At 65.2% G+C, this 13318-nt stretch carries 6 protein-coding genes and 2 tRNA genes; 4 read left to right on the plus strand and 4 right to left on the minus strand.

Annotated features, from left to right (window positions below):
- The 3 genes from GTP23_RS13620 to dinB all read right to left on the minus strand — a co-directional run bounded on the left by GTP23_RS13620 (position 1) and on the right by dinB (position 10038).
- Positions 1-7743: a beta strand repeat-containing protein gene (locus GTP23_RS13620; RefSeq protein ID WP_161035690.1), complete on the minus strand. Its 7743-nt coding sequence runs from the start codon at positions 7741-7743 to the stop codon at positions 1-3.
- A 177-nt stretch (positions 7744-7920) separates the two neighbouring features.
- On the minus strand, positions 7921-8817 hold the full coding sequence (locus GTP23_RS13625; protein ID WP_161035691.1) for a recombination-associated protein RdgC: 897 nt from the start codon (positions 8815-8817) through the stop codon (positions 7921-7923).
- A 69-nt stretch (positions 8818-8886) separates the two neighbouring features.
- Positions 8887-10038, minus strand: coding sequence for a DNA polymerase IV (dinB, locus tag GTP23_RS13630; RefSeq protein ID WP_161035692.1), 1152 nt, complete (start codon positions 10036-10038; stop codon positions 8887-8889).
- 227 nt (positions 10039-10265) lie between these two features.
- Between dinB and GTP23_RS13635 the strand changes: the two genes are divergently transcribed.
- The 3 genes from GTP23_RS13635 (at position 10266) to GTP23_RS13645 (ending at position 11095) form a co-directional block, all read left to right on the plus strand.
- Positions 10266-10736, plus strand: coding sequence for a cache domain-containing protein (locus GTP23_RS13635; RefSeq protein WP_161035693.1), 471 nt, complete (start codon positions 10266-10268; stop codon positions 10734-10736).
- Positions 10737-10919: 183 nt separating this feature from the next.
- Positions 10920-10995: transfer RNA gene (locus tag GTP23_RS13640), tRNA-Val, on the plus strand.
- Positions 10996-11018: 23 nt separating this feature from the next.
- Positions 11019-11095 (plus strand) — tRNA-Asp (locus GTP23_RS13645).
- Positions 11096-11196: 101 nt separating this feature from the next.
- Here the strand turns inward: GTP23_RS13645 and GTP23_RS13650 are convergent.
- On the minus strand, positions 11197-12066 hold the full coding sequence (locus GTP23_RS13650; RefSeq protein WP_161035694.1) for an AraC family transcriptional regulator: 870 nt from the start codon (positions 12064-12066) through the stop codon (positions 11197-11199).
- A 73-nt stretch (positions 12067-12139) separates the two neighbouring features.
- Between GTP23_RS13650 and GTP23_RS13655 the strand changes: the two genes are divergently transcribed.
- Positions 12140-13213 (plus strand): alpha/beta hydrolase, encoded by a 1074-nt coding sequence (locus GTP23_RS13655; RefSeq protein ID WP_161035695.1) that lies wholly within the window; start codon positions 12140-12142, stop codon positions 13211-13213.
- Positions 13214-13318: the final 105 nt, after the last annotated feature.

A 13318-nucleotide genomic window follows, 5' to 3' on the forward strand; every position in this document is an offset into this window, starting at 1 on the left:
CTAGCGGCGCGGTACTGCCAGCAATGCCGGGCTAGCCAGTTGCGGCCATGCCTGCTGCGCCGGACCGGCAGCACTGGCCATGGCCATACTGCCCGCAGCCAGCCCGCCAGCCGCAGCAAACTGCTGCAAGGCCTCTGCCATCCGGCTAGCCTGCAGATGCAGCGATGCCTCCGGCCCTGCGGCCTGCGCTGCGCCGGAGCGATTTGCGGCAAGCGCCGCGCCATCCGGCGTTGCCGCTACCAGCCCGTCATTACCTTGCCGCAGCCAGACATCAGCCAGCACGTGGCTGCTGCCATCTGTGCCCGTGTAACTGCTGCTGGCGGCGATCAGATTGCCCTGATCCAGCGTGGCGCTAATCTGCGCTGCCAGCGACAGGCTGCGGATCTGCAATTGCCCCAGCGTGTACAGTTCACCCGCCTCGCTGCGGCCATCGCTGTTTTTATCCACCCACACGCGCAAGTCGGCGAAGGCACTATCCTGCGCATCGATCTGGCCATCGTGGTTGCTATCGAGCGCACCCAGCGCCGCATAACCGTCGGCCGCGCGGCTGCCGCCGGCCTGCGGCGTGGCCATGCCGAACAGCTCACTGCCATCGCCGATCACGCCATCGTGGTTGCGGTCCAGCGCCAGCAAGCCATCGCCCGCAGCGATCCAGCCCGTGGCCTGACGCTGGCCGCTGGCCGCCAGATCGAACTGCACGCCGGCACTCGCGGCCAGCGTCTGCACGCCGTGGCCATCCAGATCCAGCGCCAGCGGCGTGATGAAAGTCAGCGCGGCAATCTGGGCCGGGCTGAAGGCGGCCTTCTGCGCCGCACTCAGTTCGTTGTACTGGGTGACGGACAGCGCCCGCATCTGCCCCGTGGTGAGCGCTGCCAGCTGGTCGGTCTGCAAGCCTGCCAGCTGGGTGGTGGACAGCACGGTAATCTGGCGCGTAGTCAGGCCGCCGATATCGCGCGTTTCGATGGCGCCCATATCGCGTGCACTGAGCGCCGCAATCATGCCGGTACTGAGCGCGCGCAACTGGCCGGACGACAGCGCCACCACCTGCTCGGTAGTGAACTGGCTGCCACCGCTGCCATTCGGCTGCATCACGCTGATCTGCGCCAGCGTGATGGCCGCCACCTGCGCCGTATTCAGCGCCAGCAGCTGGTCACTGCGCAGGGCACGGAAAGTTTCGCTACGTAGCTGGGCGATATCGGCCGCATCGATGCCCCGTATCATATCGGTCTGGATCTGCCCCATGGCGGCCGAACCCAGCACCGCAAACTGGCTGCCCGTTAGCGCCCGCAACTGCTCGCTGCTCATGGCCGAGAGCAGGCTGCCATCACGGCCCGATGCATTCAGCATGAGCGGGTTGATGGCCGCCACGGCGGCCGTACGCAAGGCGGCCACCTGGGTACTGGACAGGGCAGTGAGCTGGGTGCTGTTCATGCCTGCCACCTGCTGGCCGCTCAGCGCCGCCACCTGCGCCGCATTCAGGGCTGCCAGCTGGGCCGTTTTCAGCACCGCGATGGCCGCCGTTTTCAATGCTGCCAGATCGGCCGTTTCCAGCGCCGCCAGCTGGGCCGTCTGCAGCGACTGCACCTGCCCGCTACCGAGTGCGGCCGCCTGCGCCGTAGTCAGCGCCACCAGCTGCGCCGTCGTCAGGCCCTGCATGGCTGCCGTGCGCAGCACGGCTACCTGATCGGTCGACAGCAGGCCGAAACTCTGCCCGCCACTTCCGAGCGGATCAGCCCCCAGCTGTGCCAGCTGGGCCGAACTCAGGCCTGCCAGCGCGCCCGAACTGAGGGCGACCATCGCGGCGGTATTGAGTGCTGCGATATCGCTGGCCGGCAGGAAGGCCATCTGCGCCGACGTCAGTGCCCCTACTTGCCGCGCCGTCAGCGCAGCGATCTGGCTGGTGGCCAGCGCCGCCAGCTGGCCGCTGCGCAGCGTCGCCATCTGGTTGCTACCCAGTCCGGCCAGCTGGGCCGTGCTCAGGCTGGCCAGCACGCTGCCCGTCAGGCCCGCCAGTGCCGCCGTATTCAGCGCGGCAATACTGTTGCTGCCCAGCGCCGCCAGCACATCCGTACCGAGCGCAGCCAGCTGCTGGCTGCGCAGCACTGCCAGCTGTGCCGTGCGCAAGGCCACCAGCTGGTTGCTGCGCAATACGCTGACCTGATCGGTAGACCAGCCGGCCAGCGCCGTCGTTTTGAGTGCCGCCACGTCGGCATCGCTGAGCGCAATCAGCGCTTCCGTGGCGATGCGCGCCAGCTGCTGCGAATTCAGGGCTGCGGCCTGCGCCGTGCTCAGTGCCGCCACCTGATAGTTGGCCAGCACCGCCATCTGGGCCGTATTCAGAATACTCACTTGCGCGGTGCTGAGCGCTGCCATATGGGCGCCATCGAGCGCGCCGATCTGGTCTGTCGTCAGGCCGATCACGGCGGCCGTGCGCAATGCCGCCAGATCAGCCGTTTCCATCGCCCCGATCAGGGATGGGTCCAGCATCATCAGCTGGCGGCTGCTGAACGCCGTCACCTGCGCCGTGCTCAGCGCATTCAGCTGGGCGATGGACAGGCCCGGCAGCGCCGCCGTTCCCAGTGCAGCCAGCTGCGCCGTGCGTAGTGTCGCCAGCTGGCCTGCGGCCAGATCGCCGCCCAGTGCGGCCAGTTGTTCCGCGCTCAGCGCTGCCATCGCCAGCGGCGTCAGTCCCGCCAGGCTGGCACTGCCCAAGGCCGCAATTGCCGCAGGGCTCAGCCCCACCATCTGGCGTGTGCCCAGCGCCCCCAGTTGCTGCGAACTGAAGCTGGCCACCTGTTGCGGCAGCAAAGCGCCGAACTGGTCGCTATTGAGGACCGCTAGCTGGCGCGTATTCAGAGCAGCCAGCTGGCTCAGGGTCAGTGCAGCCAGTGCGGCCGGCGCGAACGCCAGCAGCGCCGCCGTGCTCAGTGCCGCCAGCTGCGCCGTTGCCAGCCCGGCCTGCGCCTCGTCCGACAGGGCGCCGAGCTGGGTACTGCTGAGGGCCGCCATCTGCTGGGTGCCCAGCACGGCCAGCTGCTGCGCGCTCAGGGCGCGCATCTGCGCTTCGTTCAGGCCGCGCAGCGCCTGCGTGCGGATGGCAGCGAGGTCGGCCAGTTCCAGCGCGGCGATATCGGCCGTGCTGAACACGGCCAGCTGCGCGCTGCCCAGCGCGCCCGCCTGCGCCGTAGTCAGAGCCACCACCTGTTGCGCGCCCAGCCCGGCCAGCGCCGCCGTACTCAGCGATGCGATCTGCTGGGTACTCAGCAAGTCCATGCGGCTGGCGCCGTTGGGGTCGGTCGCCAGCACTGCCAGCTGGTCCGAACTGAGTGCCGCAATCGCCGTGGTTTTCAAGCCCACCAGCGCCGCCACATTCAGCGCCGCCAGATGCGCCACCGTGAGTGCCGTGATCTGGCGCGAACCGAAGCCGCCCAGCTGGGCCGAACCCAGTTGCGCCAGCTGGCTATCGTCCAGACTATTCAGCTGCTCATTGCTCAGGGTGGCCAGCTGCCGTGTGCTCAGCGCCGCTATCTGCGCGCCGCTCAGCTGCGCCAGCATGGCGGTCGGCAGGGCCGCCACCACGGCGCTGGACAGGGCCCCCACATCGGCCGTTTCCAGTCCGGCCAGCGCGCTCGCGCTGAGGGCGAGGAACTGGTCACTCGTCAGCGCCGCCACCTGCCCGCTGCCCAGCGCTGCCACCTGAGCATTATTCAGTGCAGCCATTTGCGCGCTGCTCAGGCCGCTCATGCCGCGCGTGGTCAGGGCGGCCAGATCCGCCGTTTCCATGGCTGCGATATCGTCCACGCTGAGCACGGCCAGCTGGCTGCTGCCGAGCATGGCCGCCTGCGCCGTACTCAGGGCAATCGTCTGTTCTACCGTCAGCCCCGTCAGCGCCGCCGTCGACAGCACGGCAAACTGGCCGGTGCTGAGCACGCCAATCTGGTTGCCGGTGGGGTCGCTGCCCAGCGCCGCCAGCTGGTCCGAACTCAGTGCTGCCAGCGCCGAAGTACCGAGTGCGCGCAAGCCCAGCGCATTGATGGCGCCCACATCTGCCGGCGTCAGACCGACCACATTGCGCGAACTCAGGCCCAGCAGCTGGGTCGCGCCCAGACCGGCCACCTGTTCGCTGCGCAGGGCAGCCAGCTGGTCGCTACTGAGCACGGCAAACTGGCGCGAGCTGAAACTCGACAGCTGGGCGGCCGGCATGGCGCGCAAGGCATCCGTCGTCAAGGCCGCGATATAGGCCGTGCCGAACGCCGCCATATTCGCCGTGGTAAAGGCCGCAATCACATCGGCCGGCAAGGCCTGCAATTGCGCCGTGCTCAGCGACAAATACTGGGCCATGGTCAGGGCGGCCAGCTGGGCAGGCGTGAACGCGGCCAGCTGGCCCGTACTCAGACCCACCACCGCCGCTGTCCGCAGCGCCGAAATATCCAGCGGATCGATGGCCGCAATGGCCTGCGTGCTCAGCGCCCGCAGCTGGCTGCTACCGAGCGCCGAAGTCTGGGTGGCCGTCAGCGCGCTGGCTTCGTCCGGCGTCAGGCCGGCCAGCGTGGCACTGCGCAGCACGGCAATCTGGGCGGTGCTCAGCTGCTGAATGGCGTTGCTGCCGCTATACGCGCCCAGCACTGCCAGCTGGGCCGAACTGAGCGCCGCCAGCGCCGCCGTGCGCAGCGCCGACAGCGTGCCCGAAGCCAGCGCCGCCACTTCGGCCAGCGACAGGCCCGCCAGCTGCTGCGAGCTGAGGCTGCCGATCTGCACGGCATTCAGGCTGCCGAACTGGTCGCTGCTCAGGGCGTTGAGCTGGGCCGTATTCAGCGCAGCCATCTGGCGCGTGCCAAAGCCGGCCAGCTGGCTCAGCGACAGAGCCGCCATGCTGGCCGTATTCAGCTGGGCCAGACTGGCCGTATTCAGGGCCGGCCAGGCACTGCTGGACAGGCCGGCCAGTGCATCGGTGGCCAGCGCATTGAGCTGGGCACTACTGAGGATGCCGAGCTGGGCGGAACCCAGCGCCGCCAGCTGGGCGCTACCCAGCGCGTGCGCCTGCTGGGTGCTCAGCGCGGCCAGCACATTGCTGCGCAGGGCGGCCAGATCGGCCCCGCTCAGGGCCTGCAGCTGATCGGAATTGAGCACCGCCAGTTGTGCCGTGCCCAGCGCCGCGGCCTGTAGCGTGGACAGCGCCGCCATCTGATCGCTGCTCAGGCCGGCCAAGGTGGCGGGCCGCAGGGCGGCGATCTGCGCCGTGCCGAGCTGGCCGAACTGGCTATTGCCTATCGCAGCCAGCTGCGCCGAACTCAGCGCCATCAGTGCAGCCGTGCCCAGTGCCTGCAAGGCAGCATTGCCCAGCACGGCAAATTCATCGGTGCTCAGGCCGCTCAGCTGGCGGCTGCCCAGCACACCGAACTGGCTGGCGCCCCAGCCCTGCAGCTGTGCCGTACCGAGTGCCGCCATCTGGGCACTGCTCAAGCCGCCCAGCGCCGCGCTGTTCAGGGCAGCCAGCTGGGCACTGCCCAGCAGCGCCAGCACGGCCGGTACCAGCTGGGCCACGGAAGCGCTATTCACGGCGGCCAGATCGGCCAGCGGTACGGCGGCCAGCGTGTCGCTGGTCAGTGCATTGAGCTGGCGGCTGCTCAGGGCAACGAAGGCCGCCGTGCTGAAAGCGCGGATCTGGCTGGTGGTGAGCGCCGCCATCTGGTCGGTATTCAGTCCGGCCACGGCATTCGAGCGCAATACCGCCAGATCCTGATTCTCCATGGCGGCCAGCTGCTCCAGCGTCAGCACATTCAGCTGGGCGCTGCCCAGCGCTGCCGCCTGCGCCGTCGTCAGGGCGACCAGCTGGGCCGTGCTGAGTGCCGTCAGCTGGGCCGAGCTGAGCGCGGCTATGCCCTGCGTGCTGAGGGCGGCGATGCCGCGCGTACCGATGGCCAGCAAATCGTCGCTGGGCAAAGCCAGCAGCTGGCGCGTACCCAGTGCGGCCAGCTGGGCATTGCTGAGCAGCGCCAGCTGGTCGGTCGACAGCGTCAGCAGCTGGGCCGTGCCCAGTGCCGCCACGCTGGCCGTACCCAGCGCCGTCACGCCATTGCTACGCAAGGCCAGCCAGGCCTCGGTCGCCAGGCCGGCAATCTGGGCAGTGCTCAACGCGGCGATCTGGTTGCTGCTCAGGGCTGCCATGAAACCGGTCTGGGCCACGCCCACGGCATTGAGCACGTTCGCCGCCAGTGCCGCCAGATCCTGCGTGCTCAGGGCCGGCACCATGGCCGTATTCAAGGCCAGCAACTGGCTGCTGCGCAGGGCGCTGAACTGGGCCGTGGTCAGGGCTGCCAGCTGAGCGCTGCTGAGCGCGGCAATCTGGCGCGTATCGAGTGCACTGAGGCTGGCCGTACGCAATACCGCCAGATCGACGGCTTCCAGCCCGCCCAGCTGGCTGGAGCTGAGCGCGTTGAGCTGCTGGCTGCCCAGCTGGGCCGCTTGCAGTGTAGTCAGTGCCGTGATCTGCGCACTGGTCAGTTCGCCTATCTGGGTAGTGCTCAGTGCTGCGATGTCCTGCGTGCTCAGGGCGCCTATGCCGCGGCTGCCTATGGCCGCCAGTGCGCCGCTGGCCAGCACGGCCAGCTGGCGGGTAGCCAGCGCCTGTAGTTGCGCAGTGCTGAGCAGTGCGGCCTGGTCGGTAGAAAGCACGGCGATATTCTGCGTGCCGAGTGCTGCAAACTGGGCCGTGTTCAAGCGCGTGAGAGCGGCCGAACCGAGCGCCGTGTAGGCATCGCTGCCCAGCGCCGCCACTTGCGCCGTACTCAGCGCGGCGATCTGCTGGCTGCCCAGCGCTGCCATGAAGCTGCTCTGGCTGGCACCGACGGCGTTCAGGGTAGCACCGCTGAGCGCGGCAATATCCTGGGTCGGCAGCAGCGCCAGATAAGCCGTATTCAAAGCCAGCAATTGCGCGCTGCGTAAATTGGCGAACTGCGTCGTGGTAAGAGCTTGCAGCTGGTGGCTGGCTAAAGCACCGATTTGCTGGCTGTTCAGCGCACTCAGGCTGGCCGTGCGCAGCACGGCCAGATCGGCCGTTTCCAGCCCCGCCAGCTGGTTGGTGGAAAGCGCGGCCAGCTGGCTGCTGCCCAGCTGTGCAGCCTGCAGAGTGGACAGGGCGGCCACCTGCGCACTGCCTAATTCCGCCACTTGCGCCGTACTCAGCGCGCCGATATCGGCCGTGTTCAGCGCCGTCATGCCGCGTGTGCCGATGGCGGCCAGCGCACCAGCCGTCAGGGCTGTCAGCTGGCGCGTCGTCAGGGCGGCCAGCTGCCCCGTGGCCAGCAGGGCTAGCTGCGCAGTGGACAGGCTGGCGATGCTGGCAGTACCGAGCGCGGCCAGATCCGCCGTTTCAAATGCGGCAATGGCTTGCGTGGCCAGCGTGCTGAAGGCAGCGCTGCCCAGTGCGGCACTCTGGGCCGTGGTCAGGGCCACGATCTGGCGGCTGCTCAGGGCGGCGAGAAAATCGCTGTTGGCCGCACCCACGGCATCCAGCCGGGCGGGCGCGATCGCGGCGATATCCTGGGTGCTAATCGCCGCCACGTTGAGCGGGTCGAGGTAGCTCAGTTGCAGCGTACTCAGCGCTGCCATCTGGTTGCTGCGCAGAGCCTGCGTCTGCAGCGTGCTGAGCGCGCGAATGTCTTCCGTTGTCCACGCCGCTACCTGCGCCGTCGTCAGGCCGACGATCTGCAAGGTAGTGAGGGAGGGGACGGACGAGGGCATGCTACTTCCTAATCTGGCAAGGTCTCTAAATATAGCAGAAAATATCCTAGTTTCCTTACGGAAACTGCGATATTTTCGTCGAAATCCAGCGTAAAAATGCCGCAAAATCAATGATTTTGCGGCATTCTTGTCAAACTATTCAAGCCGGCCTGAACTGCCCGGCGGGGCGGTACGGACTCAGGCTTTGGCTTCGCCGCCCAGTGCTTCCACCACGTCGGCCATCAGCTTGGCCAGTTCACCCGTCATCAGCATGAAGTCGCCATCGAAGCGCTCTTCATCGTTCTTGGTGCTCGATTCTTTTTCGCTGATCACGTCCAGCGCTTTCACCGCCTTGATGGCCAGCGACTCGGTCAGCACGAAGGAAATCTTGCTGTCCCAGGTCATGGCCAGACGCGTGCACTGCTTGCCTGCCGCGATGTGGCGGCGGATTTCTTCCGGCTCCAGCGTATGGCGTACATAACGCACAGCAGCCTTGCTCTCGCCGGTAGCGCGCAGTTCGGTATCCATGTCGACCGTGAAGCCGGCCGGCGCATCGTCAGCCTGCAGCCATTCCGTCATCACGCCCACAGGCGAGCGCTGCACTCGTAAACTCTCTAACGGCAATTTATCGACAGCCTTGAGCAGCAGCTTGATCACTTCGTCGGCTTTGGCCGGGCTGGCCGCATCGACCACCAGCCAGCCGTTGACGGGATCGATCCAGGTCCAGACATTGCTGCGGATGGAGAAGGCACGCGGCAGCAGCTCGTCGGCCACGCGTTCCTTGAGTTCCTTCATGGCTTTCTTGCCCGGAGCGAAGCCCTGGGCTTCTTCCAGCTCGGCCGCACGGGCCTTGGCCACCTGATTGATCACGGTGTTCGGCAGCAGTTTCTTTTCCGTGCCCAGCAGAATCAGCATCTGCTTGTTGACTACGTGGACCAGACCGCCATTCGGACGGGGACGGTCCCAGCCCTGGCGCAGCAGTTCGTTACTGCTGGCAGGCGTGAAGGAATGGGGCGCCAGCGCCTCTTCCAGTTGTTCCGGAGTAAAGGCCCAAGGGGCCGGCAGACGATAGATCTGTAGATTCTTGAACCACATGTGTTGAGCCTTGTTTCAGTAATGCTGGGGGAGCGCCATTTTACACGGTGACAGCAGCAACGCAGCTATCTAGGCGAACAATTCGCCCTGGGTGGGAACGCGCAACAACGTCGCTGCGCCGGGCGGCTCCAGCGTGCTGGCGCGCACTCCCAGCAGGCGCAGCCGGCGCTGTAGCGGCACCCGTTTCAGACATTCGCGTGCCGCATGCAGAATGGCAGCGCCATCCACCACGGGCTGGGGCAGGGTCAGGTTGCGGCTGACGATCTGGAAATCGTCGTAGCGCAGTTTGACGCTGATGGTGCGGCTGACATAGCCCTTGCGTTTCAGATCTTCCGCCAGCCGCTCGCACAGGCTGGTCAGCACACCGGACAGCACGGCGCGGTCCTGGCGGGCATGCAGATCGCGCTCGAACGTGGTTTCGCGGCTGATCGACTTGCTTTCCGTGCGCGTGGCCACGGCGCGCTGGTCGATGCCGCGTGCGGCCGCCGCCAGCCAGGCCGCGTAATGGCCGCCGAAATGGTCCTGCAGCAGGCCGGCATCGGCCGCCGCCAGCTGGCCTATGGTGTCTATGCCCAGCGCGGCCAGCTTGTCGGTGGCCTTGGGGCCTATGCCATTGATCTTGCGCACGCCCAGCGGCCAGATGCGGGCCGGTATATCCGCATAGTCCAGTATGGTCAGGCCATTGGGCTTTTCCAGATCCGAGCAGATTTTCGACAGCAGCTTGTTGGGCGTCACCCCGATCGAACAGGTCAGCCCCGTGGCTGCATGCACGGCCTGCTTGATGCGCAGCGCCAGTTCGCGCGTTTCGCCGGCCACATGCGTGAGGTCGATATAGATTTCGTCGATGCCGCGGTCTTCGTAATCGGGCGCGATGCTGGCCACGGCGGCCTTGAACTGGCGCGAAATCTGCCGGTAAGCATCGAAGTTCACCGGCAGCAGAATGGCATCGGGCGCCAGCTTGGCCGCTTTCATCATGCCCATGGCCGAGCCCACGCCCAGTGCGCGTGCTTCATAGGTAGCCGTGGTGATCACGCCGCGCCCCACATAATCGCGCAGCCGGGCAAAGCGGTAGCTGCCATCGGGCTGGCGCACCGGGTGGGCATCGCGCCCGCCGCCTATCACCACGGGCAAGCCGCGCAGCTCGGGATAGCGCAGCAGCTCGACGGAGGCGTAGAACGCATCCATATCGAGGTGGGCTATGCGGCGCGGAGCTTCGGACATGGCGAAACAGGATTACTGTGAATTCATACAGTATCGTACGAAATTTGTTGCTCTGCAAGCCTCTCTGACTTGACTAAGCCACCTTACGCTATCAGTCTAGTCGAACAAAACGTGCGGATTTACCGGATAGGCAGCACCGAGATGTGAAAATGGCTGCAAACAGAGCCTGTCCAGGCTGGTCGCAATTGGCCTCGCCCTTCGATCCTTAATTTAATGGAAGAGACATCATGAAAACACTATTAGCCTGGTTTAGCTCACTTATGTTCGCTTGCACCATGCACGGCAATGCCCTTGCCGCCGAAGGCGGAACTCCGGAAGAAGCCGTCGCGATGGTCAAGAAGGCAGTTGCATTTACCAAGGCCAATGGCAAGGACAAAGCGCTGGCCGCCTTCAATGACCCCAAGGGGGCATTCGTCGACCGCAACCTATACATTTTCGTCTACGATCTGAAAGGTACTAATCTGGCTATCGGCAATGGCAATGCCGAAAAAATGAATGGCAAGAACCTGATCGAGATGAAAGATGTCGATGGTGTCTATCTGATCAAACAGATAATTGAGATCGCCAATACCAAGGGCAGCGGCTGGATCGACTACCGCTGGCCTAATCCCGGCAATAATCTGATCGAGCATAAGACTAGCTATATCGAGAAGTTGGGCGATATGGTAATCGGCTGCGGCACCTATAAAACCAAATAACCAAGCGCTGGGCAGACGGGACGAAGCAGACAGGCGGTCGCCAGAACTGGCTGCTCATCATGCTCACCAACTATTTTCAAAATATTTTGGAAAAACCCTTGCGGATTGCAGGAAGCCCCCTGTAGAATACGGCCTCGTTCAGCAGTTGTAGCAAAGTAGTAGCGACAAGCTGATATGTTTTCTGGGTGCTTAGCTCAGTTGGTAGAGCGGCGCCCTTACAAGGCGTAGGTCGGGAGTTCGACCCTCTCAGCACCCACCAGTAAAACATAGACGAACGAATTTGGAGCGGTAGTTCAGTTGGTTAGAATACCGGCCTGTCACGCCGGGGGTCGCGGGTTCGAGTCCCGTCCGCTCCGCCAAATTCCGAAAAAAGCCTTTTCAGTCAGAACGCGATCAAGATCGCGCTCTGTACAAGAAAAGGCTTTTTTCATTTCCGCGCCGATTCTTTCCCTTTCCGCGACTAGCCGCGCTGCGCCAGTTCTGCCGCTATCAGCCTATACAACCATAAAGCCTCGTCCTGCTCCAGCCGCTGGTTGAAATCGCCCGTGGCCATGCCGGTCACCCGTTTGATTTCCCGCCCCATGTGCGACTGGTCGGCAAAGCCGGCATCCTGCGCCAGCAGCGCCAAGCCCTGTTCCTGCGCACCGCGCCGCGCCAGTTGCTGCAGCAGTGCCTGTTCGGTACGGACAAAGCGCTGCAGTTCGCGCTGGCTCTGCCCCGTCCACGTACGCACGCGGCGCTGCCACTGGCGCAGGCTGCGGCCCGAAGCGGAATGGCTGGCACGGGTGGCCAGACTGCGTATCCAGTCGCCCAGCAAAGGCGCAGGGCTGGGCTGCGGTGCCTGCGTCCATAACTGGCCGAACTGCTGCTCGACTACCGCATATGCATGCTGCGGCTGCCGCAGCACGGTAGCGCAGGCCTGCAATACGGCCGCCGGTGCCACCTGTTCCAGTGGCACCGTCTGGTCCAGCCAGCACCCTACCGGCTGGCCCAGCAGACGGGCCATCGCTTCCGGATAGAACGACACCATCAGCGCATGCACAGGGCCGGGCGACCAGCTGGCCGTGGGCTGGCGCTGCGGCCCCGAGAACAGCAGCGGTGGCAAAGCGGGCCCCAGATTGTCGCCGGCCGAAGCCTGCAAGGGATCCAGCATCAGATGCAGCTGGCCCTCGAAGATCCAGGAAATCGTCACCAGCGGCGTGGCCGGATAGAAGTTCAGCCGCTGCTGCGGCTCCAGCCGGCAGTTGCGCGTATCGCGTTCGACGCTGGCCATGATGCAGGCACCGAGCGCATGGCTGGGCAGGTGAAACTGGGCGGTTGGGCGGGGCATGGATGTCGTTTCGGTTCTAGCTGTGCAGACAGGGAAGCATGACACTACACCAAGTCTGATCACAGGAGAAATTATGAGCCGCACCATCGTTCAAGGCCGTCTGTCGCACCGCCTGCGCAGCCTTTACACTTCGGCCCGCATCGCCGCCCAGGTGAGCCTGCGCCATCTGCTGGGCCGCCGCACGCTGCCGGCCTGGCCGCTGCTATTCGAATACGGCACGCTGTTCTGGCGCGCCCAGTTTAATCATGCCCTCCGCCTGCAGCACGACATGGACGCCTGCCGCGCCTATTTCGACAGCCTGTATAGCGTGTTCGACGACTATGCCGATGTCACCGTACGGCCCAGCGCCGCCGACGAACCGCGCGGCCACTGGTATCTGCCGCACACCCTGCACAGCGATGTCACCGTGCTGCATTTCCACGGCGGCGGCTATGCCTTCCATGCCGCCGTATCGCGCCACTTTGCCCGCATGCTGGCCCACTATCTGGGCGCCCCCGTGTTCGCGCCCGACTACCGGCTCACGCCCGAACATGCCCATCCGGCCCAGCTGGATGATGGTCTGGCGGCCTACCGCCATCTGCTGGTGCGCGGCATCGCCCCGCAGCGCATCGTACTGTGCGGCGATTCGGCCGGCGGCCATCTGGCGCTGATGACGCTGGCGCAGCTTGCTGCCGCCGGCCTGCCGCAGCCGCTGCTGACCATGGGTATCAGTCCGTGGACCGACATCGGCCGGCGCGGTGCCAGCCAGTTCGGCAACGATGCCTATGACATGGTGCAGGGCTATATGACGCTGCTGTTCGCCGCATGGCTCAAGGGCGGGCAGGCACTCGACGATGCAGCGCTCTCGCCCATGGGGCAGGACTATCGCGGCTGCAGCCCGATCTATCTGCAGGCGGGCGGACGTGAAATTCTGCTGGATATGATCCGCAATTTCGCCCACAGCGTGGCGGCGCAGGGCGGGACCGTGCGGCTCGATGTCTGGCCTGACATGAATCATGAATTCCATAGCTATGGCCAGCACCTGCCGGCCAGCCGCGACGCCCTGCAGCGCCTGCGCGAAGCGATTGCGTGGGCCCGTGGCGAGGCCAGCCTGCCGCCCGCCCATGCCTGCACCGAATGCGATACGTGGAGCAATCCGGCGCAGTGAAGATGGAGAGGGCAGTGGGAAAAAGTATCGCCGGGACAACGCCAATACAGGCATACACAGCAGTTTGCGCTATCATCCTCTTATCCATCTTTCAATATTTTTCCT

Source organism: Duganella fentianensis, assembly GCF_009857835.1.
Classification (GTDB): domain Bacteria; phylum Pseudomonadota; class Gammaproteobacteria; order Burkholderiales; family Burkholderiaceae_D; genus Rugamonas; species Rugamonas fentianensis.